Source organism: Mesorhizobium sp. SEMIA396 (assembly GCF_024518615.1).
Taxonomy (GTDB): domain Bacteria; phylum Pseudomonadota; class Alphaproteobacteria; order Rhizobiales; family Rhizobiaceae; genus Mesorhizobium.
The window spans coordinates 983,402-1,004,657 of record NZ_JANIFC010000001.1 but is presented as its reverse complement, the minus strand read 5'-3'; the positions used below and the strand labels follow the sequence as shown (position 1 = coordinate 1,004,657).

Sequence of the window (21,256 nt, the reverse complement as noted above, 5' to 3'; positions counted from 1 at the left end):
ATCGGCAGGAACCAACTGATCCAGCGTCACCATCTCGAGCGCGGTCTGTTCAGGGGCGGGTCGCTTCAACATGACCCAGTGAATCAAAAACCCCCAGCAAATGCCAGGGGTTTGTCAGCAGTCTGAACGGCGCCACTTGGCGCCGTTTTTGTTCATGGAAGCCGCTGTTTTCGAGCGCTTGTGGATTTCGCTCAGTTCTTGGCCTTGTCGACCAGCTTGTTCTTGGAAATCCAGGGCATCATCGCGCGCAGCTTGGCGCCGACTTCCTCGATCTGGTGGCTGTCATTGTTGCGGCGGATGCCCTTGAAGCGGGACATGCCGGCGCGGTATTCCTGCATCCATTCCGAGGTGAATTTTCCCGTCTGGATGTCCTTCAGCACGCGCTTCATCTCGGCCTTGGTCTCGGCGGTGATGATGCGCGGACCCGAGACATATTCGCCCCATTCGGCGGTGTTCGAGATCGAGTAGTTCATGTTGGCGATGCCGCCTTCATAGATCAGGTCGACGATCAGCTTGACCTCGTGCAGGCACTCGAAATAGGCCATCTCAGGCGCGTAGCCGGCTTCCACCAGCGTCTCGAAACCGGCCCGGATCAGTTCGACCAGACCGCCGCACAGCACGACCTGCTCGCCGAACAGATCGGTCTCGCATTCCTCGCGGAAATTGGTCTCGATGATGCCCGAGCGGCCGCCGCCGACGCCGCAGGCGTAGGACAGCGCCAGGTCGAGCGCATTGCCCGAGGCATCCTGGTTGACGGCGACCAGGCACGGCACGCCGCCGCCCTTCTGGTATTCGCCGCGCACCGTGTGGCCGGGACCCTTCGGCGCGATCATGACGACGTCGACAGTCGACTTCGGTTCGATCAGGCCGAAATGCACGTTGAGGCCGTGCGCGAAGGCGATCGCCGCACCGTCGCGGATGTTCGGCGCGATCTCGTTTTTGTAGATGTCGGCCTGCAGTTCGTCCGGCGTTGCCATCATCATCAGGTCGGCCCATTTGGCGGCGTCCGCCACGCTCATCACCTTGAGCCCATCGGCCTCGACCTTCTTGGCGGTCGCCGAGCCGGCCTTGAGACCGATGGCGATTTCCTTGGCGCCGGAATCCTTGAGGTTGAGCGCATGCGCCCTGCCCTGGCTGCCGTAGCCGATGATGGCGACCTTCTTGCCCTTGATCAGATTGAGATCGGCATCACGATCGTAATAGACGCGCATTTTGTCTTCCTTCCCGTTTTATGAATCAGAGGCCCTGCGGCCCGGTTTTTGCTCCGAAAAGAGCGAGAAACTGCTGCGTCGCGCGCGCGGCATCGCCGCCGATCGCCGCCTCAGTCAATTTCAGCCGGTCGCCAAGCAGCAGACGGATCTGCACGTCGCGGGCGACCAGCCCGAAAAAGGTGCGGAACGCCGTCTCGGCATCCGCGAAATCCAAAAGTCCGGTCCGTCGGCCGGCCTCAAGCACCGGCTTCAACCGTTTGGCCAATGCGAAGCGGCCGTTCTCAAGCACCACGGCGCCGAGATTGTCCTTGCCCGAACCGGCATGGCTGACCGCCACCCGGTTGAGCGCGATCGAGGTGTCACTGGAGATCACCTTGAGCCAGTCCGAGGCGAAGCGTTCGAGACTTGCGGTCAGGGAGGCAAGATCGAGCCCCTTGCCGTCAACCGGCGCCACCCGCACTTTCGAGGCCTGCCACTGCACCGTCGCCGTCAGCAGCCCGTCACGGTCGCCGAACCATTTGTAGAGCGTTTCCTTGGAGCAGCTGGCGCGGCGCGCCACGGCGGTCATGGTCAGATGATCGCCCTCCTCGACCAGCAGCCGCAACGCCGCGTCGAGCACGGCCTTCTGCCGTTCTGTCAGCGCTTCGCTGGTGTCGATGTCGGGCACGCTGTGCAACACGCTCTTCTCTCGAAAGGTCGGGCCACCGGTCATTCCGGTATGCCGTACCGTACGTTACGGTTCGGCATATTGCGCAATCCGAGGCCGCGCGCAAGAGGGCGGGCGCAAAATATCTGCAAGTGATGCGTTGCCGCGCGACAAGCCTCGCTAATCGGAGGCTGGCGGATGGCGCAATCGTCCAAGCAGTGCGGAGACCCTGGTCAATTCATCCGCCGACAGTTTGGCGCCAACCAGTTCGGTGATCGACCGTCCGTAGACAGCCCACATCTGGCGGCGTGTCTCGCGGCCCTTGGCGGTGATGCGGATGGTCTGGCCACGACCATCATCGGCCACCGTCAGTTTCTCGACGAGCCCATCGGCCTCGAGCCGGGCCAGCAGCCGCGAAATGTTGTATTGCGCGAACAGAGTGCGCTCGATGAGCTGGAACGGCCGCAGCCCGCCCTCGCTCGCCTCAGCGAGCTCATGCAGCACGTCGTACCAGGCAAGCGGCGGCAGGCCGGCGGCCTTCAACGCTTCTTCAGCGCTTTCCATCAGTTGGCGCGAAACGCGCATCAGGCGAGCCCAGGCCTTGATGGCTTCTGGCGAAGGCGTGGCTTTCTCGGTCATGGCCAAGCATAGGCAGTAGATGCATCTGCATCAAGCTTGACGATCGATGCATGTGCATCTATATAGATGCAAATGCATTAACCTTGGAAACCTCATGGCACACAAGCTCATCCTCGTCAGCCATCACCTCTGCCCCTATGTGCAGCGCGCCGCGATTTCGCTGGCCGAAAAGGGCGTGCCGTTCGAGCGCATCGATATCGACCTGGCCAACAAACCGGATTGGTTCAAAGCGATCTCGCCGCTCGGCAAGGTGCCGCTGCTGCGCGTACAGCGAAATGGCGAGGAAACGGTGATCTTCGAATCGGCCGTCATCCTCGAATTCCTTGAAGAGACGCAAGCCAATCCCCTCCACCCTGCCGACCCCTATGCCCGCGCCCGTCATCGCGCCTGGATCGAGTTCGGTTCGGCAACCCTCAACGCCATCGGCCGGTTCTATTCAGCCTCGACCGAAGCTGGCTTCCTGGCCGAATCCAGCGCGCTGTCCGCCATGTTCGATCGCCTCGAAGCCGAGCTGGCGGACGAGCCCGGCGGACCCTGGTTCGCCAGCAGGCACTTTTCGCTGGTCGACGCCGTTTACGGTCCGGTCTTCCGCTACCTCGATGTCTTCGACCGCATCGGTGATTTCGGCATTCTGGACGGCAAACCGCTCGTCCGAGCCTGGCGCAAAGCGTTGAGTGAGCGCCCGTCGATCAGGCAAGCCGTGGCGCCGGACTATCCGCAGCGCCTGCATGCTTTTCTGCAAGCGAAGGGATCGCACCTTTCAGGCCTCATCCGGCAAAACGACCCGGCCACCGCGCTTCGGTCAGCCCGATCCGCTTGAACGGATCGATCGCGGGCAAGCGTTGGCTCGCGGCCGTCAGTTTTCGAACATGACGAAGGCGGCCCATACCCGAGGGTCCTGCGCGCCTGATATCTCGCCGTCGCGGGCATCGCGACGGGCCTGGCGCAGCGCTTCCGGATAAGTCCGCCCGGCGGCGAGATGGCCGTAGAAGCTCACCATGAAGGCAGCGGTTCCCGCATCGTCCACAGGCCAAAGGGTTAGCAACGAGCGCTTCGCACCGGCAATGTTGATTGCCGTCGGCAGGCCGCGCAAACCGCCGACGAATGTCTCCTGGCCACGGGCCGTCTCGCAGGCGGAGAGCACAAGCAGGTCGAGGTTCGACAAATCCCACATCATCAGCTCCATGCCATAGAGCCGGCCGTCATCATCATCGCGCTTCATCGATTGCCGGTTTCCCGACCGGGACAGCACGACCTCACTCTGCCACAGCGCATTCACGGCACCGACGCCGCCCTCTTTCTCGTCGCGGTAGGCACCATGTGTGGCCAGATGCGCGACCGTGGCCTGCTCGATGTCCTTGCGCAGCGCCCGTTCGCCGGCAGCCGTTCCGGTAAGGGTCTCGACCGAATAATGATCGCCGCGCAGGATCGAGGCGATCGCGTCGACCTCCTTGCGGGTACCCGGTAGCGGCTCGGCACCCTTCTCCGCACCCCGTGCGTAATCCAGGCCGCCGGCCAGCAAGGCCTTGCCGGACTTGGGAAAACTCTGATCGATGCCTGCGTTCAACAGCGATTCCGGCCGGGTCAGCATGCGCACCAGGAAGCGATCATCGAGCGACGCGCCCTTGCTGTCCTGCAGCAAGGGGAATGGCACCGAAAACAGCTTGCCGTCCGGCACCACGAAAAGCGTGTCGGCGCCGCCAAGCGACGGCTCCAGAGGTGCGATCAGACCGGCGTAAAGCCCTGTGAATGTCGCGTTCAGATCGACCAGGGTCACAGCGCCACGCTCCTGCGCGGAGCGGGTCGACCTGAGGTTTGCCATGCGGGTTTCCCGGGCGGCTGGGATGAGCCGGCGCGGATCGCCGAGGTCATAGAGCGACGGCTGCTGGTCCTTGCGCGTGACGATCGCGTAGAGCCGTTCGTCTTCCAGCGGATCGGCGCTCTCGCGGTCCGCCCGCCACTTGCGAGTGATGAAATAATCGATCAGCGCCTCGTTGGGCTGCAGCAGCGTGTTTGCGGATGGCAGTGGCTTGTCCACCACGCTTTGGTCGAATCTGTACTTCGTCGTAACTCTCGTGATCGCCTTTTCGTACGCCGCCTGAGCCTGGTCGGGCTGTACCGCACCTGGATCGTCGGCACTGTCGCCACTGGAAGCAGCCTCCTGGTAGGCCAGGGACAGCCGTATCCCGGCCTGGATCAAATGCCGTGTCTCCATATCGTTCGGATCGATCAAACGCGACAGTCTGCGCAACTGATCCCGTTTGTCGTTTTCGAGTGTCGGCCAGCGACGCACCGCTTCAGCGAATGCCGGCACTGCCGATGCGTTGTTTTTTGCCAGCCGCGCATAGTCGTAGAGCATGTCATCGGCCAAGGCGCGGCTGGCTTCAGCGACGACCGGGTTGGCGGCCGTGCTCACCTGGAACCAATTCCAACGCAACATGTCATCGTTGAGAGCCGCAAAATCGGTGGCTGCAGCCTCGGGATTCGACTTCGCCTTGAGGTTGGCCATGGCCTGCCGCGCGGCAAAGGTCAGCGGGTGCACCGAGCCGTATGTCGATCCGGCGATGCTATAGGCCCGATCGAGTTGGTTCATGCTGTTTTCGGTATCGCCCATCGCGGCGAAATGCGCGGCGAGCAGGTTGGCGATCTTGATTGCCAATATCTCGGGATAACTCGCGTCGTTGGTCAGCGGCAGCAAGCGTGCGAGCGTCGGCGCGTCGAGCGGCTGTGCACCGGAAAGAGCCCTGGTGTAAAGCAGCCAGGCATCGGCCTGCTCAATCAGATTGCCTTCCTGCTTGAGGAGGACAGCGATATCCCGGTCCTGCTGGAAATAGCGCAAGGCCTCGTCGTACTTGGCGAGGTCGAGATAGTCCTGAGCCGTGTTGTTGGCGCTAACCAGAACGTTGAAGTGATTTGGCCCGTAGTAGCCGATACGTTTCTCGAGCACATTCAGGTCGTACTGTAAGGCGCGTGTCGGTGCCCCGATCTGACGCAGCATGTCGGCCAGATTGTTCTGCAGCTTCCAGGTGAAGCGATCGTCCTGGCCAAGCACCCGCTCCGCAATCTCCAGATTGCGCTGGTCAACGTTGATCGCCGCAGCGATTTGACCGAATGCAGCGATCCCTGTCGCCAGCACATCGTTGGCATACATGAGTTCCAGGGATTCCGTGCCTTGGTAGTGGGCGTAGAGATTGGTTGCCGTAGCGCACATGGAAACGAAGCCCTGATAGTCTTTCTCGGCCTGTTTCAGCATTGCGTAATTGAGATAGAAATCGGCACGCTTCGCGACATCCTGCTGCATCGCCCTGGTTTTCAGGCCTTCGGCGAAAATCTCCTCGGCGTTGTCGAGGATCTGGTTGTTGAGGAACGTCGCGCCGGCGTTCGAGTAGCTCTCCACGGTGAACTCGTAGAGGTCGCTCCTGGCCGCATCGAGCAGCGCTGCCCGCAACTGCGCATAACCATCGTCGAAGCGCCCGACCTCCATCATCAGCTTGTAGGCCGCATCGATCCGAACTTTCAGCGCCTCTTCACTGCCTGCTGGAGTCTGCTGACCGGCTTGGCCCGGCGTCTGAGCTTGCGCCGTCGGCAAGGGCGGCGCCACGACCGACGTGGCCAGGACAGATGCAACGACCTGCATCAGGCCTAGCGATTTTCGGACTATGGACATGACAGCGTTCATGCGGATCGGTCTGATGCGAAAAACTCTAGGATGCGGTCGTATCATGATCCGGATTTTGTCCGAAATCCCACCGCGTTTCCTCAAGTCCAATCCGCCTGAACGGATCGATCACGGTTCCCGCCACCATCGAGGCGAGGAATTGCGGCGCCGGCGGGATTTTTGCCACCGTCGCCACCAGCCTGTCGCGGAGGAAGGGCAGCGCCACCGAATCCGACTGGTAGAACGGCGTGAATGCCAGCGACAGCGCCTGGAAGACGCGGACATGCCAGCGCCGCGCCCTCGCATAGGCCTCCAGCGCTGCCTCGACGTTTGACGCCCGCGCCAGCGCATTGCTGAGCGCCGCGGCATCGAGCAGCGCCATGTTCGCCCCTTGCCCGAGTTGCGGACTGGTGGAATGCGCCGCATCGCCGATGACGGCCAATCGCCTACCGGCCGGAAGCTTCATCGTGTGGTGGCCGTAGCGGGCCAGCGAGAGCTGGTCGAAACTGTCGATCTGGCTGGTGAACGCCTCGCTCTGCGGCCACAGCCGGACCACCCTTTCCTTCCAGGCGTTCAGGCCGCGAACGCGCACCTCATCGGCATCCGACGGCTTCAGGCTCCAGAAGAAGGCCGCCATCTTTTCAGCGCCCGGCTCCGGTCGGCCGATCGGCAGCACGCCGATCATCACGCTCGCTTTGTCGTAGCGTTGCAGCAGCGCGTGCTCGTCGAAACCATCGCCACGCCAGCCGAGCGAGGCCCAGAACGCACCATAGGTGAGTGGCCGCGGCTCGCCTGGAGCGCTTTCGCGGCGCAGTTTCGAGCGCGAACCGCTGGCGTCGACGACCAGATCGAATGGCCCTGCCCTCCGCCCGTTGCCACAGATCAGCGTCGCCCGTTCGCCGGTCTCCAGGGCCTCGATCTCGACGCCGGTCTCGATGGCGATCGCCTCGCTCTGCGCGGCGCGGAAAAGCACACCGAACAAAGCCGCCCGGTGCACCGCCAGCCCGAAGCGGCCACCGCGTTGCGCATCGTAGCGGACATCGAGCACCGTGCGGCCAGTGGAAGCATCGGCGCCATGCAGGCGGTCTATGCGGCTGCCCAGCGCCAGTATGTCGTCGAGCAGGCCAAGACCGGCCAGTACCGTCAGCCCTGTCGGCTGAAGAATCAGCCCGGAGCCGACCGGCTTCGGCTCATCGAAGCGCTCGAACACGGTGACCCGATGCCCGGCACGCCTGAGATAGAGCGCCACGGCCAGTCCCGCCGGCCCGGCGCCTGCAATTGCGATATCATAGGAAATGCCAGTGCCCCCAAAGCCGGATTGGCCGGGACAATCCTTCAGCGGCGGGACGAAATCAAGCCGTCACCAACGGCTTTGCGCCGCTGGTCAGCCTTGGGCGGCGTCAAAATCGGCGCGTGCGCCGCGCACCGCATCATGATTGAGCTCGGCCCACAGGATCAGCTGATGCAAGGCGCCGAACATCGAATGCCCGAGATCGGTCAGGCTGTACTCGACGCTCGGCGGCTTGGTCGGGAACACCTCGCGATGCACATAGCCGTCGCGCTGCAAATCGTAGAGCGTCTGCGTCAGCATGCGCTGTGAAATGTCCGGCACCAGCCGCCGCAACTCGCCGAAGCGATAGGGCTGCTCGGCCAAAGCCATCATCAGCAGCGAGCTCCATTTGCCGCTCACGCCCTGGATGACCTCGCGGACCGGACAATTGGCGAAGTTGCCGCCGCCGGAGACCGCCTTGTAGACCTCCAACTTCGATCTCAGATTGACGATCTTGCTGTCCACCGCTGGTTCCCTGCGCGTGCCTACCTCCCGAAAAACTGCCTTCTTTACGGCTCTGGGTCAATTCCTATTTTAGTGCTGGTCTCTTTTTGAGACTGCCCCTCGAACCGCCTTAGCGGCGCAATGTCAGGATCTTCCATGACCCAAACCCTTCTCGTCACCGGCGCTTCCGGCCAGCTCGGCCGCAGCGTCATCAACCACCTGCTGGACACGTTCAAGGTCCCCGCGGGCCGGATCATCGCCACCACCCGCAATCCGGAAAACCTTGCCGAGTTGGCGGCGCGAGGCGTCATCACAAGGGCGGCTGACTTCGACGACACACTATCGTTGGAGGCTGCTTTCAAGGGCGCCGACAGGGTGCTGATCATCTCGACCGGCGAGATCGACCTGCTACACGGCAAGCGCCTGAGGCAGCACCAGAACGCGGTTGCCGCCGCTAAAAAGGCCGGTGTTTCCCACCTTCTCTACACCTCGATGCCCAACCCGGAACCGGTTTCGCCGGTGCTGTTTGCCAATGATCACTACGGCACCGAGCAGGCGATCAAAGCGAGCGGCATCCCCTACACGATCTTCCGCAACGGCTGGTACCAGGAGAACCTGTTCATGGCCCTGCCGCACGCGATCGCTTCGGGAAAATGGTACACGTCCGCCGGCGAGGGCCGCGTTGCGCCTGGTGCGCGCGACGACATGGCAGCAGCGATCGCCGCCGGTCTCGCTGCCGTTTCGAACGAAAGCAAGACCTACACCTTGACCGGCCCGCAGGCCTACACCACGGCTGAGATTGCCGCCCTGGTAAGCGAGGTCACCGGCAAGCCGCTCGATGTCGTCCAGGTTTCGGATGAAGCCTTGACCGAAGGCGTGAAGGCATCAGGCGTTCCCGAGGATTTCGCTGAGGTCATCGTGTCCTTCGACGCCAACACGCGCGCCGGCCGTATCGCCATGGTGACCGACGCAATCGAGTCGCTTTCGGGCAGGACGCCAAAGACGTTGAAGCAATTCCTCGAGGCGAACAAGGTCGCCCTGGCCGGTTGAAGCGGAGTGACATGGACTGTGCCGTGAGGCACAGTCCATTCGCCGATCCGGCATGCCCCTAGATCGCCACCTGCGTGCCGATCTCCACCACGCGCCCGGTCGGGATCTGAAAGTACTCCGTCGCGTCGGCCGCAGTGCGGGCCAGGCCGATGAACAGCCGGTCCTGCCACACCGGCATGCCGGAATTGGGCGAGGCCTTGAGCGAACGCCGCGACAGGAAGAACGAGGTCGTCATGATGTCGAACTTCCAGCCCTGCTTGCGGCAGATCGCCAGTGCGCGCGGGATGTTGGGCTGCTCCATGTAGCCGAAGGTCAGCGTCACCCGCATGAACAGCTCGTTGACCGTCTCCATCTTGACCCGGTCGCTGTCGGGCACCACCGGCTGCGGCGCGGTCACCACCGAAAGGATGACGTTCTGCTCATGCAGCACCTTGTAGTGCTTCAGGCTGTGCATCAGCGCGGTTGGCGCGCTTAGCGGATCGCTGGTGAGGAAGACGGCGGTGCCGGAGACCAGCTGCGGCTTCTTCTTCAACAAATTGCCGGCAAGGAAATCGAGCGGGATCTCGTTGCGGCGGGTCTTGTCGAACAGATAGCGGCTGCCGCGCACCCAGGTCCACATGGCCAGCACGACGGTGAAGGCCACGGCCAGCGAGGCCCAGCCGCCCTCGAACACCTTGACGATGTTGGAGGCAAAGAAGCCGACATCGATGAAGCCGAACAGCGCCGTAAGCGAGATTGCCACCCACAGCCGCCATTTCCAGATGCGCGTCATGACGACATAGAGCAGCACCGTCGTCACCAGCATGTTGCCGGTCACCGAAATACCGTAGGCCGACGCCAGCCTGCTGGACTCGCCGAAGCCGACCACCAGCATCATCACCACCAGCGCCAGCAGAAGATTGACGCGCGGCATGTAGATCTGGCCGGACTGTTTCTCCGACGTGTGCAGGATTTCGAGCCGCGGCAGCATGTTGAGCTGCACCGCCTGCCTGGTCAGCGAGAACGCGCCTGATATCACCGCCTGGCTGGCGATGACCGTGGCGGCGGTCGCCAGCACGACCATCGGGATCAGCGTCCAGCCTTCGTTCATCTCGAAGAACGGATGGCCGACGACGCCATTCTTGGCCAGCACGAAGGCACCCTGCCCGGCATAATTGAGCAGCAGGCAGGGAAACACGATCGCCAGCCAGGCCAGCACGATCGGCTTGCGGCCGAAATGGCCGAGATCGGCATAGAGCGCTTCGGCGCCGGTCACGGCGAGAAAGATGGCGCCGATGGTCACGAAGGCGACATCGGGCGAATTGATCAGGAAGGCGACGATATAGTGCGGGCTCACCGCCCACAGGATTTCCGGATCGGCGATGATGTGGTTGAGGCCGGAAAGGCCGATGGCCAGGAACCATACCGCGGTCACCGGGCCGAACACCAATCCCACCCCGCCCGTGCCAAAGCGCTGCACCGCGAACACCATGGCAAGGATGACCAATGTCAGCGGCACGACATAGGGCTGGAAGGTCGGCGTGACGACATTCATGCCCTCGACCGCCGACAGCACCGAAATCGCCGGTGTGATGACGGCGTCACCGAAGAAAAGCGATGCCCCGACGATGCCGATAGCGAGCATCAATGCTGAACGCTTGGGGAAACTGCCGCGCGCCAGCGCCATCAGCGACAGCACGCCGCCCTCGCCGCGGTTGTCGGCGCGCAGCACGAACATGATGTATTTGATGGTGACGATGATCGTCAGCGACCAGATGATCAGCGACAGCACGCCGAGAATATCGCCGCGCTGGGCGACATTGCCGCCCGAGGACGCCACCAGCGCCTCGCGAAAGGCGTAGATCGGGCTGGTGCCGATATCCCCATAGACGACACCGAGCGCGCCCAGCATCAGAACCTTGGTGCTGTGCTGTTCGACTTCCGAATGGCTCGATTGTTCGACGGGTTCTGCCTCACTACCAGTGTTGGTAAGGGCCATGGACGACACTCCGATAAGCGCGCGGTGCTCTACGCTTGCTGCGATGCAATATCAAGTGCCGTCGCGTAATGGCTGCCATGCCTGCCGCGCCAGGCTGCCCATCGCTACCATCCGCAGGCCTTGAGGAACCGACCCACCGTGCCGGCCATGCCATACTCCAACGCGTCGGCTGTCAACCCATGTCCGATCGACACTTCGGCCAATGCCGGAATGCGCTTGACCAGCGCCGGCAGATTGCCAACCACGAGATCGTGCCCGGCATTGACCTGCAGCCCGGCGGCAAGCGCCGCGTCAGCGGTTTTTCCCAATCTTTCCAGCTCTTTGGCCGCTTTGGCGGAATCTGTGTGATAGCTGCCATATGGACCAGTATAGAGCTCGATGCGATCGGCACCGGTGTCACGTGCGGCCGCCACCCAATCGGGATCAGGGTCGGAAAACAGCGACACGCGAAAGCCCCCTTTTTTCAAGCGTTTGACGATCGGTGTAAGGAACGCGGCCTGGGTGGCGAAGTTCCAGCCATGGTCCGATGTCGCCTGGGCCGGATCGTCCGGCACCAAAGTCACCTGTTCAGGCTGATGCTTTTCCACAAGCAACAGGAAATCCTCGGTCGGATAGCCCTCTATGTTGAATTCCGCGCGCGGAAACTCGTCGTCGATCAGCGACCGGATCTCAGGCAGATCGGAGTGTCTTGTGTGCCGCTCGTCGGGGCGCGGATGCACCGTCAGCCCATGCGCCCCGGCCGCCAGCGCAATGCGGCCGAGGCCGGTCACGCTTGGCCACGGCAGGTCGCGCCGGTTGCGCAGCATGGCGATGGCATTGAGGTTGACGGAGAGCTTTGCAGGCATGCGGGCGGTCTCGGAAATCATTCAACGCGCCCACCTATAATGCCTTTGACGGGAACAGTAATGCCTTTGGTGGGAACAGACTGGGGGTTTCGGGTGTTCCAAGCCTGATGAACGAGCCGGGAAAGGAAAGCGCCGATGAATTTTCTCGATGAGGTTCCGGCAATTCGCCGTATCGAGACCAGCCGCGACGACCTTTTCGCCATCGATGTCGTCGGGCACGTTTCCGCGGCCGACGGTGAAAATCTTTTCGGGCTGCTGGAGGCAGCCTATGCCCTGCATCCGCGCATCGATGTGCTGGTGCGCCTCGTCGACCACGATGGCGTCGACTGGGCCGACATCGCGGACGAGACCCTGAAGCAGGGCGCGATCCATGCATTGAAACATGTCGGCCGTTGCGCAACCATCGGCGAACCGGACTGGATAGCGGACGCACAACGCTTTCTGCCGTCCTCCCCGCCCGTTGAAATCAGGCACTTCAAGGCGGAGGACGAGGCCGCCGCCTGGCAATGGCTTGCCGCGCAGCCTATCGGAGCAACAGCATCCGGCGCCCCTACCTGACGATCGTCAGCCGCTCGGCCGCCCGCGTGATGGCGGTGTAGAGCCATCGCTGGCGGGTTTCCTTGAAGGCCCAGCTTTCATCGAACAGCACGATCTCGTTCCACTGCGAGCCCTGCGCCTTGTGCACGGTCAGCGCGTAGCCATAGTCGAAATCGTCGAAGCGCTTCTTCTGCTGCCACGGGATGTCGGCATCGGGATCCTCGAACGCCGCCTTGAGCAGCTTGATCTTGGCGACGCCGCGATCCGGATCGTCCTCTTCCGGCGACACCAGAAGGTTGATGCCGGGCTTCACCGTCTCGCGCGACGAGGTCATCACCTTCCACAGCGAGCCGTTGAGCAGGCCCTTGGCCGGATCGTTGCGCAGGCAGACGAGCTTGTCGCCGGCCTGCGGATAATCGGCGTTGAAGCCCTTGAGCTCGCGCAGCCGCTGATTGTAGCGGCGACGCGTGCGGTTGGTGCCGACCAGCACCTGGTCCGCCTTCAGCACCAGCTCCTGGGTAACGTCTTCCTTGCCGATCACCTGCGCCGTGCCATAGTCGCCACGCATGAATTCACGGCCCTCGCGCACATCGAGCGCCAGCCGCAGGATCGGGTTGTCGCGCGCCTGCCGGTGGATTTCGGTCAGCAAAAAATCCGGCTCGTGGTCGGTGAAGAAGCCGCCACCCGAGATCGGCGGCAGCTGGCCGGGGTCGCCCAGCACCAGGATCGGCGTGCCGAAACTCATCAGGTCGCGGCCGAGCTGCTCGTCGACCATCGAGCATTCGTCGATGACGACCAGTTTCGCCCGCGTAATCGGGCTCTGGCGGTTAAGCGAGAAGGTCGGCGACATCGAGGTCTTGCCGGTGACCTCGTCCGATACCGATTCCTCGCCCTTCGGCCGATAGATCAGCGAATGAATGGTGCGCGCATTGACCGCGCCCTTGGAGCGCAGCACCTGCGCCGCCTTGCCGGTGAAGGCGGCGAACTGCACCTGGCCGTCGACATGTTCGGCGAAATACCGCGCCAGCGTCGTCTTGCCGGTGCCGGCATAGCCGAACAGCCGGAACAGCTGCGGCTGGCCGGTCTTCAGCCATTGGGCGACCGCCTTCAGCGCGTCGTCCTGTTGGGGAGAGAATTCCATCAGCGCGAGAGACCGGATTCGCAAGGGAAAGACAAGACAGCCGCCACCATCATCGATGCGCCGGGACGCTTCAATGCCGCCGACGGGTCAGGCTATCAGGCGCAGACAAGAACGTAAAGGGAACATACAAGCTCACCCCACACCTTATCGAATCGGCTGGGGATCGTTTTCCAGCAGGATCGGCTTGCCGTGCGGCGTGGCATGCGCGGCGCGCTCCCAGGCTTCAGCCATGGCGTCGACATCCGACTTGGCGGCCAGCCCTTTGGTGGCAAGCAGGCTTTCCAGCGCGGCCAGCCAATGTTCGTAATAGTCATGGCCGTCAGCCGCGGCGCCTGGCTTCTTCACTTCGATCGACAGCGCCTGCGCCCACTCGCTCCACGAAAACAGGCCCTTGTCGTGCAACGCCACCGTCATGGCGAACGCCTCAGCCTGCCACGGCTCGGCAAACACCGGCGTATCGACGCCCGGCGGCAGCTCGGGCAGATCCGTATCACGCCGGCTCAAGATAGCTCTCCCAGGCGTCTATCGAGACGCTCAGCGTCGGGTCGGCGTCCTCGCCCCAGATTTCCGGCCCTTCGAAAACCACGGTGTAGACCCATTGCGGATTTTCGCCGTGTCCATGCGCGTTGCTGTCGGGGAACACGAAACCGTCGTGCACCGTCTCAATCACCCCCTGCTTGGCGCGCGCATAGCGCGGCAGCCGCGTGTGGCCGGTCGGGTTGAGGTTTTTGGTCCGTACGGGGTCGCCGGCCTTGAACCGCGCCGGCCGCGCCGCCGACCGGTCGCAAGGACCACCCTTGGCCAGCACTGCGGGCACGTTTTCCGCCTTCAGCACCCTCTTGGGCGTCGCTGCCGGATCGACTGCCTTGCCCGCTTCGAGATCGCGCTCGCTGACGAAGCCATGGCGGTTCAACAGCACCTCCAGCGCCTTGATCCATATCTGGTAGTAGCTCGATGAATAGTAGACAGCCGGATGCAGCGATTCCCGTGCGTGCCGGCTCTCGTCGATGTTCCACGCGCCCATGGCGCCGGCAGTCAGCGTAACGCCGAGCGCCCGCCTTTCCCAGGCGGCATGGAAATAGGGCTCGTCCTTTTCGGGCGCGACGGGGCCGAACCCCATCTGCCCGCCAAGATCGTGCGGCCCGTTCATGCCGGCTGCCCCTCTATTTCAGGTCTTTGGGCCAGGCCGGTCCCGATCATCGCATCACGGCTGACCAGCTCCGCCAGCCGCTCCTCGCTCCAGCCCTCGGTGCCCTCAGGCCGCATCGGCACGACGAGATAGCGCAGCTCCGCGGTCGAATCCCAGACGCGTATTTTTGTCCCGGCCGGCAGCGTGAGTCCAAATTCTTCCAGCACGCCGCGCGGATCGATCACCGCGCGCGAACGATAGGGCGGCGCCTTGTACCAGACCGGAGGCAGGCCGAGCACCGACCACGGATAGCAGGAGCACAGCGTGCAGACGACGAGATTGTGCGTCTCCTCGGTGTTGAACACCGCCTGCATGTGCTCGCCCTGGCGGCCGGTATAGCTGAGCGATGCGATCGCCGCCGTCGCATCGCGCTTCAGCCATTCGGCATAGGCGGGATAGCTCCAGGCTTTCGCCACCACCCTGGCGCCATTGCGCGGGCCGATCTTCGTCTCGTAGGTATCGACGATGACGTCGATCGCGGCCGGATCGATCAGCCCCTTCTGAGTGAGGATGGTTTCCAGCGCGCGCACGCGGGCGGCAAACGGATCGAGGTCGTTGTCGTGGTCATGATCGTGTGACATGGCCGCAAACTACGTTTCCAGTGATGCCGCCGCAAGCGCAACGGCTTGGGCCAACGGCACATGGCGCTGGCCCTGTCACATCATTCGGCCGCCGCCCGCTGCGGTTCGGGCAGCATGTCTTCCCTGGCCTTGAATAGCGACGGCTGATCCCCCGCTTCGACCGGGCCCGTCTCGCCCTTGCGCTTCGACCAGAGCCCGACCAGCCAGCCCGAGAGATTCTCCATGTAGACATAGATCACCGGCGTCACGAACAGGGTCAGCGCCTGCGAGGCAAGCAGGCCACCGACAACGGCAACGCCCAGCGGCTGGCGCAATTCGGCGCTGGCGCCGGTGCCGAGCGCGATCGGGAACGTGCCCATCAGTGCCGCCAGCGTCGTCATCATGATCGGCCTGAACCGCATCAGGCAGGCCTTGTGGATCGACTCGGTCGCCGACATGCCTTCTCGTCGCAGTTCAAGCGCGACGTCGACCATCATGATGCCGTTCTTCTTGACGATGCCGATCAGCATCAGGATGCCGATCACCGCGATAACAGACAGATCCATGCCGGCGAAGCGCAGCGCAACGACCGCTCCCAGCACGGCCGATGGCAGGCCGGTAAGGATGGTCAGCGGGTGGATGAAGCTCTCGTAGAGGATGCCGAGCACGATATAGATGGTCAGGATTGCGCCGCCGACCAGAAAACCCTGGTTGGCAAGAGAATCCTGGAAGGTCTTGGCCGTGCCGGCAAAGGTCGTCGAGATCACCGTCGGCATGCCGATCTGCTCCTTGAGCGCATTGATGCGCGTCACGCTGTCGCCCAGCGCCACGCCCTGCGGCAGATTGTAGGAGATGGTCACGGCTGGAAGCTGGCCGAGCTGGTTGACAGTCAGGGCGCCGGCCGTGCGATCGACCCGGGCGAAGGCGCCGAGCGGAACAAGACTGCCGCTCGCCGTCCTCATCTGGATGGCCAGCATCCGCTCGGGCGACCACTCGATCTTGGGATCGAGCTCGGTGATGACTTCGTAGCTGTCGGCCGAACCGAAGATTGTCGAAACCTGGTCGGTGCCGAACCCGCCATAGAGGGCGGAGCGCAACGTGTCGGTGTCGATACCGAGCTGGGCGGCCTTGTCGCGATCCACCACCAGCGTCGCCTGCAACGCATTGTTCTGCAGGTCGCTGGTGACGTCGGTGAAGTTCGCATGGTCGGCAGCCATCGCGTCGTTCAGTTTCTGCGCCCAAATATCGGTCAGGCCGGTATCAAGGCCCTGAACCACGAGCTGGTAGGCGCTGGCCGACGACCGCGAGCCCAGCCTCAAATTCTGCACCGGCTGCATGTAGGTCTCGATGCCCGCCACGCCGGCCAGTTGCTTGCGCAGGTCCGAAAGCACCTTCTCGATATCGGGGCGCTGGTCCTTGCCCTTAAGCTGGACGAAAAGCTGCCCCTGGTTGAGCGCATTGTTGCCGCTGCCCGCCGACCACGCCACATGGTCGACATAGGGCGAATGCGAGAAGACGCTGGCGACCTGTCCTTGCAGCCTGGACATGGCGTCGAAAGAGATGTCCTGGCGTGCGATGGTGGTCACCGATATCTGGCCGATGTCCTCCTGCGGGAAGAAACCCTTCGGCGAAGTCTGGATCAGCCACACCGACGCTGCCGCGGTGCCGACGAAGACGAGGAACACCAGGAAGGTGTGCCGCAGGCAGAAGCTCAAGACCTTGTCGTAGCCGCGGGTGACGAGGTCCGGCTTGTGGCCGGGGCCATGCTTGTCGCGGTCGGCTTTGGTCACCGACAGCAGCCGCGAGCACAGCATCGGCGTCAGCGTCAGCGACACGAACATCGACGCCAGGATGGCGACCGTCACCACGACGGCGAACTCGTTGAAGATGCGCCCGATGACGCCACCCATCAGCAGCACCGGGATGAACACCGCGACCAGCGAAATCGAGATCGAGATGATGGTAAAGCCGATTTCGCGCGCGCCCTTCAGCGATGCGTCGAAGGCCGACAGCCCGTCCTCCTCCATATGGCGGAAGATGTTTTCAAGCATCACGATGGCGTCGTCGACGACGAGGCCGACCGCCAGCGTCAGGCCCATCAGCGATATGTTGTCGATGGAAAAGCCGAACAGGAACATCGCGCCGAGCGTGGCGATCAGCGAAATCGGCACCGCCACGGCCGGGATGATGGTCGCCGTCACCCGGCGCAGGAACACGAAGATCACCATGACCACCAGCGCGATGGTCAACAGCAGCGTGAACTGGACATCATCGACGGCCTGACGGATCGAACTGGAGCGGTCGTTAAGCAGCTTGATGTCGGCGGCGGCCGGCATCTGGTCCTTGAAGGACGGCAGCATGGCCTTGACCTTGTCGACGACGTCGACGGTGTTGGCGTCGGGTTGGCGCTGCACCGCCATGATGATCGCGCGCGTACCGTCATACCAGCTCGCCGTCGTCGTCGTCTGCACCGAATCGACCACACGGGTCACCTCGCCCAACCGCACGGGGTGACCGTTTTTGGTGGCGATGATGATGTTGGAGAAGCCGGCGGCGTCAGTCAGCTGCGTGTTGGCGGTGATGGTAAGCTGCTGCTTGTCGTTCTGCAGCACGCCGAGCGGCGTGTTGCTGTTGGCCGAGGCGACCGCCGCCTGCAGCTGATCGATCGAGATGCCGCGCGCGGCAAGCGCGGTCGGGTCGATCTGGATGCGCACCGCGTATTTCTGTTGGCCGAAGATCGAGACCTGCGCCACGCCGTCTATGGTCGACAGCGACGGCGAGATGACATTTTCCGCGAAAGCATCGAGATCGGTCAGCGGAACCGTGTCGCTGACCAGCGACATCAAAAGGATCGGCGCGTCGGCCGGATTGACCTTGCGATAGCTCGGCGGCGCCGTCATCTGCGGCGGCAATGATTTCTGCGTGCGCGCGATCGCCGCCTGCACGTCGGCTGCTGCCGCGTCGATGTCGCGGTTGAGCACGAACTGGATGGCGATCGAGGTCTGGCCAAGCGAGTTCGTGGTCGAGATCGAATCGATACCGGCGATGGTTGCGAACTGCTTGATCAGCGGGGTCGCCACCGACGTCGCCATGGTTTCCGGCGAGGCGCCGGGCAGCGAAGCCGAGACGTTGACCACCGGGAATTCGGCGCTGGGCAGTGCCGCCACCGGCAGGAACTTGTAGGCGAACAGTCCGCCCAGCACGAGGGCGAACGACATCAGAAGGGTGGCGACAGGCCTGCGTATGCAGAATTCGGAGATCATTGGGCCGCCTCGCCGGCTTTGCTCGCCTCGGCCACCTTCGGCGCGGCATCGGCCGTGGCCTTGCCCTCATGCACCGCGGCGCCGTCCTTCAGCCTCGTCTGGCCCTCAGTGACAACTTTCTCGCCGCTTTTCAGCCCCTGGCTGACGGCGCTGTTCTCGCCTTCGGTCAGCGCCACCTGCACCGGCCGCATCTCGACCGTGTTGTCCGGCTTGACGACATAGACGAACGGCCCCTTCTGGCTTGGCTGCACCGCGACCGTGGGAACCGATGTCATCTGCGGCATGATGCCGGCGTCGAGCACGACATTCACATACTGGCCGGGCCATAGCGAAAGATCGGCATTGGGAATGCTTGCCCGCGTGGCAATCGTGCCCGACGCGGTGTCGACGCTGGAGTCGACGAAATCGAGCGTACCCTTGCCGATCGGCGTCGGGTCACCATCCTTGGTCAGTGTCACCGCGCCCTGCTGCGGGTTGGCGAGCGCCTTGTGCAGCAGGGCCAGGTTACTCTCGGGAAGATTGAAGTTGACCTGCAGCGGGTCCATCTGGGTGATGGTCACCAGCGGGGTCGCCGTACTGCTGTTGCCATTGCTGACGGTGACGAGATCGCCGACGGCGACGCTGACAGCACCCAGCCTGCCGGAAATCGGCGCCGTGATCGTGGCGAAGCCAAGCTGGACATTGTCGGCGTCGATTGTCGCCTTGTCGGCATCGACAGTCGCTGCGGCAGCCTTCTGCGCGGCGACGGCCTGGTCGTAGGTCTGCTGCGTGCCGGCCTGCTTGGCGACCAGATCCTTGGCGCGCTGGAGATCGGACTGCGAGCTGGCGAGCATCGCCTGATCCTTGGCCAGCGCCGCCTGGTCCTTGGCAAGCTGCGCCTTCAGCGCCCGGTCATCGAGCGAAAACAGCAGATCGCCGGTCTTGACCATCTGCCCGTCCTTGACGTCGATGGACACGATTTGGCTGGACACCCGCGCGTTGATGTTGACGACGGCGGGAGAGGAGACGAAGCCGATCGCATAACGCCGGATCGGGAAATCGGCTGTCGAGGCGACGGCCGAGAGGATGGAGACCGAGCGCCCGGCATTGTCGGCCTTCTTGTCCGAAGCCGCAGCCTGTTTGTCCGGCGCGGCAACCTGCTTTGCGCCGATGACCTGCTGGACCCTGCCAAGCGCGTCAGGCGAAAGATAGAGCCAGCCGGCCGCACCCAGGCAGGCGACGGCCAGCAACGAAAGAACGACTTTTCCACGCATGGTCAAAGGCCCTCTCCACCCGACACGTCGTGGTCCGATGGGTTCTATTCCAACGCGGCCCGTTGCCGCGATTTCGCCGAATAGATAGGACACGCCTTTGTTGGAAAAGGGCCAAAAGGCGGCATTACGAAGATTTAATGTGCACTGCACAATGGATGTGCAACACGGGGCGGCTCCCGATCCGGACGGTCCGCCGAGAGTCCGAATCCCGTCCCCCTACGATCGGCTGGTGCGCCCCACAGCCTATTTAAGCATCGGCCAAAGCGTCGCCGCCAGCAGCACGCCCATGGCGATGTTGAACCATTTCAGCCGCACCGGGTCCGACAGGAAGCCACGCAGCGCCGTGCCGAACCCTGCCCATACCGAGACGCTCGGCAAATTGACGATAGTGAAAGCCACGGCGATCAACACCACCGACAGGAACGGGTGCTCGGCATTGGCATAGACGGCCATGGCGGTGATCGCCATCACCCACGCCTTGGGATTGACCCACTGGAATGCGGCCGCCTCGATGAAGCGCATAGGCCGCGCGTTCGTCTCGCCCTTGCCGGTCAGCGTGCGCGACATGGCGATCTTCCACGCGAGGTACAAAAGATAGGCGCCGCCGGCGATCTTGAGCGCGGTATGCAGCGCCGGAAACGCCGTCAACACAGCGCCGAGGCCAAGACCGACGGCAAGCAGCAGCACGAGGAAACCCATGCTGATGCCCAGCATGTGCGGAACGGTTCTGACGAGGCCGAAATTCACGCCCGATGCCAGCAGCATGAGATTGTTCGGCCCCGGCGTGATCGAGGTCACGAAGGCGTAGACAAGCAGGGCAAGGAATGCGTCGAGCGACATGGATATCCTCCCTGACAAGTCAGCATCGGAAGCCTCACTATGGAAGCTGGCTGACGCGTTCGGCGCCAGCCCCGCCGAAGTCCTACATCGCCTGCGGGCCGCGGTTCAACGCTGCCACGCCGGTGCGGCAGATTTCGACCAGGCCGAGCGGTTTCATGATGGCGATGAACTGGTCGATCTTGGAGCCTTTGCCGGTGATCTCGAAGATGAAATGCTCGGTGTTGGCGTCGATGACGCTGGCGCGGAACGCATCGGCCAGCCGCAACGCCTCGACCCGGGCCTCGCCGGTGCCGGCGACTTTGACCAGCGCCAGTTCGCGCTCCAGCGGCCGCTCCTGCCCGGATTCATGCGAACGCACGGTCAGGTCGACGACGCGGTGCACCGGCACGATGCGCTCGAGCTGGTGCTTGATCTGCTCCAGCACATGCGGCGTGCCGCGCGTCACGATGGTTATGCGCGACAAATGCTTTTCATGCTCGGTCTCGGAGACGGTCAGGCTCTCGATGTTGTAGCCACGCCCGGAAAACAGGCCGATGACCCTGGCAAGCACGCCCGGCTCATTGTCGACCAGCACGGAAAGCGTGTGGTTTTCCGGCTTTTCCGTCTCCTTGGCGATGAAATAGGCGGAGCCGGTCGGTTGTAGCTGTGCGTTCATGACATGAATCTCGATTT

19 protein-coding genes are annotated in these 21,256 nt (G+C 63.2%); 3 read left to right on the top strand and 16 right to left on the bottom strand.

The features are described from left to right. Positions 1-191 precede the first annotated feature (191 nt). The 3 genes from ilvC to NP503_RS04910 form a co-directional block, all read right to left on the bottom strand. A complete protein-coding gene (gene ilvC, locus NP503_RS04920; protein WP_013531065.1) occupies positions 192-1,211 on the bottom strand; it encodes a ketol-acid reductoisomerase in 1,020 nt (339 codons plus the stop codon). Positions 1,212-1,236: 25 nt separating this feature from the next. Continuing rightward, on the bottom strand, positions 1,237-1,890 hold the full coding sequence (locus NP503_RS04915) for a TetR/AcrR family transcriptional regulator (RefSeq protein WP_164749002.1): 654 nt from the start codon (positions 1,888-1,890) through the stop codon (positions 1,237-1,239). Between the two features lie 147 nt (positions 1,891-2,037). Continuing rightward, positions 2,038-2,496, bottom strand: a complete 459-nt coding sequence (locus tag NP503_RS04910; RefSeq protein ID WP_127270249.1) for a MarR family winged helix-turn-helix transcriptional regulator — start codon at positions 2,494-2,496, stop codon at positions 2,038-2,040. 94 nt (positions 2,497-2,590) lie between these two features. On the opposite strand from NP503_RS04910, the gene NP503_RS04905 reads away from it, so the two are divergent. Further along, positions 2,591-3,316, top strand: coding sequence for a glutathione S-transferase family protein (locus NP503_RS04905; protein ID WP_127270251.1), 726 nt, complete (start codon positions 2,591-2,593; stop codon positions 3,314-3,316). A gap of 36 nt (positions 3,317-3,352) precedes the next feature. Here the strand turns inward: NP503_RS04905 and NP503_RS04900 are convergent, their stop codons facing one another. The 3 genes from NP503_RS04900 to NP503_RS04890 form a co-directional block, all read right to left on the bottom strand. Then, positions 3,353-6,163, bottom strand: coding sequence for a CHAT domain-containing protein (locus NP503_RS04900; RefSeq protein WP_164749003.1), 2,811 nt, complete (start codon positions 6,161-6,163; stop codon positions 3,353-3,355). A 37-nt stretch (positions 6,164-6,200) separates the two neighbouring features. Next, positions 6,201-7,403, bottom strand: coding sequence for an NAD(P)/FAD-dependent oxidoreductase (locus tag NP503_RS04895; RefSeq protein WP_236382982.1), 1,203 nt, complete (start codon positions 7,401-7,403; stop codon positions 6,201-6,203). 135 nt (positions 7,404-7,538) lie between these two features. Continuing rightward, entirely contained in the window at positions 7,539-7,949 is a 411-nt protein-coding gene (locus NP503_RS04890; RefSeq protein WP_127269397.1) for a helix-turn-helix domain-containing protein, read from the bottom strand. Positions 7,950-8,084: 135 nt separating this feature from the next. Here NP503_RS04890 and NP503_RS04885 point away from each other — a divergent pair, with 135 nt between their 5' ends. Further along, complete coding sequence (locus NP503_RS04885) at positions 8,085-8,978, top strand: SDR family oxidoreductase (RefSeq protein ID WP_127269396.1); 894 nt, start codon at positions 8,085-8,087, stop codon at positions 8,976-8,978. Between the two features lie 58 nt (positions 8,979-9,036). Here the strand turns inward: NP503_RS04885 and NP503_RS04880 are convergent, their stop codons facing one another. Together NP503_RS04880 and NP503_RS04875 are read right to left on the bottom strand one after the other, a co-directional pair. Next, positions 9,037-10,956 carry a potassium transporter Kup gene (locus NP503_RS04880; protein ID WP_127272417.1) on the bottom strand — a complete coding sequence of 640 codons (1,920 nt, stop codon included), beginning with the start codon at positions 10,954-10,956 and terminating at the stop codon, positions 9,037-9,039. A gap of 104 nt (positions 10,957-11,060) precedes the next feature. Continuing rightward, complete coding sequence (locus NP503_RS04875) at positions 11,061-11,801, bottom strand: pyridoxine 5'-phosphate synthase (protein ID WP_127271118.1); 741 nt, start codon at positions 11,799-11,801, stop codon at positions 11,061-11,063. Positions 11,802-11,936: 135 nt separating this feature from the next. Between NP503_RS04875 and NP503_RS04870 the strand changes: the two genes are divergently transcribed. Beyond that, positions 11,937-12,359, top strand: coding sequence for an STAS/SEC14 domain-containing protein (locus NP503_RS04870; RefSeq protein WP_127271116.1), 423 nt, complete (start codon positions 11,937-11,939; stop codon positions 12,357-12,359). On the opposite strand, the gene NP503_RS04865 is transcribed toward NP503_RS04870, so the two are convergent. The 8 genes from NP503_RS04865 to ilvN form a co-directional block, all read right to left on the bottom strand. Further along, positions 12,352-13,479 carry an ATP-dependent RecD-like DNA helicase gene (locus tag NP503_RS04865; protein ID WP_027034850.1) on the bottom strand — a complete coding sequence of 376 codons (1,128 nt, stop codon included), beginning with the start codon at positions 13,477-13,479 and terminating at the stop codon, positions 12,352-12,354. The two genes, NP503_RS04870 and NP503_RS04865, sit on opposite strands and share 8 nt — an antisense overlap. A gap of 144 nt (positions 13,480-13,623) precedes the next feature. After that, positions 13,624-13,983: a nitrile hydratase accessory protein gene (locus tag NP503_RS04860; RefSeq protein WP_127272020.1), complete on the bottom strand. Its 360-nt coding sequence runs from the start codon at positions 13,981-13,983 to the stop codon at positions 13,624-13,626. After that, on the bottom strand, positions 13,970-14,629 hold the full coding sequence (nthB, locus tag NP503_RS04855) for a nitrile hydratase subunit beta (RefSeq protein WP_127272759.1): 660 nt from the start codon (positions 14,627-14,629) through the stop codon (positions 13,970-13,972). Before nthB ends, NP503_RS04860 begins: the two co-directional genes overlap by 14 nt. Continuing rightward, positions 14,626-15,249 carry a nitrile hydratase subunit alpha gene (gene nthA, locus NP503_RS04850; protein WP_127271239.1) on the bottom strand — a complete coding sequence of 208 codons (624 nt, stop codon included), beginning with the start codon at positions 15,247-15,249 and terminating at the stop codon, positions 14,626-14,628. The genes nthB and nthA overlap by 4 nt, the downstream gene beginning before the upstream one ends. Positions 15,250-15,329: 80 nt before the next feature. After that, positions 15,330-18,491: an efflux RND transporter permease subunit gene (locus NP503_RS04845; protein ID WP_127273387.1), complete on the bottom strand. Its 3,162-nt coding sequence runs from the start codon at positions 18,489-18,491 to the stop codon at positions 15,330-15,332. Continuing rightward, the gene (locus tag NP503_RS04840; protein WP_127272403.1) at positions 18,488-19,744 is read right to left on the bottom strand and encodes an efflux RND transporter periplasmic adaptor subunit; all 1,257 of its coding nucleotides are present in this window, start codon (positions 19,742-19,744) and stop codon (positions 18,488-18,490) included. The genes NP503_RS04845 and NP503_RS04840 overlap by 4 nt, the downstream gene beginning before the upstream one ends. Before the next feature lie 243 nt (positions 19,745-19,987). Beyond that, entirely contained in the window at positions 19,988-20,584 is a 597-nt protein-coding gene (locus tag NP503_RS04835) for a LysE family translocator (protein WP_127271476.1), read from the bottom strand. 82 nt (positions 20,585-20,666) lie between these two features. Then, on the bottom strand, positions 20,667-21,239 hold the full coding sequence (ilvN, locus tag NP503_RS04830) for an acetolactate synthase small subunit (RefSeq protein WP_023757090.1): 573 nt from the start codon (positions 21,237-21,239) through the stop codon (positions 20,667-20,669). Between the last annotated feature and the right edge of the window lie 17 nt (positions 21,240-21,256).

Bases quoted from the DNA above. Each gene is read 5' to 3' on its own strand.
- ilvC (WP_013531065.1), bottom strand. From the start codon at position 1,211: ATGCGCGTCTATTACGATCGTGATGCCGATCTCAATCTGATCAAGGGC.
- NP503_RS04910 (WP_127270249.1), bottom strand. From the start codon at position 2,496: ATGACCGAGAAAGCCACGCCTTCGCCAGAAGCCATCAAGGCCTGGGCT.
- NP503_RS04905 (WP_127270251.1), top strand. From the start codon at position 2,591: ATGGCACACAAGCTCATCCTCGTCAGCCATCACCTCTGCCCCTATGTG.
- NP503_RS04900 (WP_164749003.1), bottom strand. From the start codon at position 6,163: ATGTCCATAGTCCGAAAATCGCTAGGCCTGATGCAGGTCGTTGCATCT.
- NP503_RS04885 (WP_127269396.1), top strand. From the start codon at position 8,085: ATGACCCAAACCCTTCTCGTCACCGGCGCTTCCGGCCAGCTCGGCCGC.
- NP503_RS04880 (WP_127272417.1), bottom strand. From the start codon at position 10,956: ATGGCCCTTACCAACACTGGTAGTGAGGCAGAACCCGTCGAACAATCG.
- NP503_RS04875 (WP_127271118.1), bottom strand. From the start codon at position 11,801: ATGCCTGCAAAGCTCTCCGTCAACCTCAATGCCATCGCCATGCTGCGC.
- NP503_RS04870 (WP_127271116.1), top strand. From the start codon at position 11,937: ATGAATTTTCTCGATGAGGTTCCGGCAATTCGCCGTATCGAGACCAGC.
- NP503_RS04865 (WP_027034850.1), bottom strand. From the start codon at position 13,479: ATGGAATTCTCTCCCCAACAGGACGACGCGCTGAAGGCGGTCGCCCAA.
- nthB (WP_127272759.1), bottom strand. From the start codon at position 14,629: ATGAACGGGCCGCACGATCTTGGCGGGCAGATGGGGTTCGGCCCCGTC.
- nthA (WP_127271239.1), bottom strand. From the start codon at position 15,249: ATGTCACACGATCATGACCACGACAACGACCTCGATCCGTTTGCCGCC.
- NP503_RS04845 (WP_127273387.1), bottom strand. From the start codon at position 18,491: ATGATCTCCGAATTCTGCATACGCAGGCCTGTCGCCACCCTTCTGATG.
- NP503_RS04840 (WP_127272403.1), bottom strand. From the start codon at position 19,744: ATGCGTGGAAAAGTCGTTCTTTCGTTGCTGGCCGTCGCCTGCCTGGGT.
- NP503_RS04835 (WP_127271476.1), bottom strand. From the start codon at position 20,584: ATGTCGCTCGACGCATTCCTTGCCCTGCTTGTCTACGCCTTCGTGACC.
- ilvN (WP_023757090.1), bottom strand. From the start codon at position 21,239: ATGAACGCACAGCTACAACCGACCGGCTCCGCCTATTTCATCGCCAAG.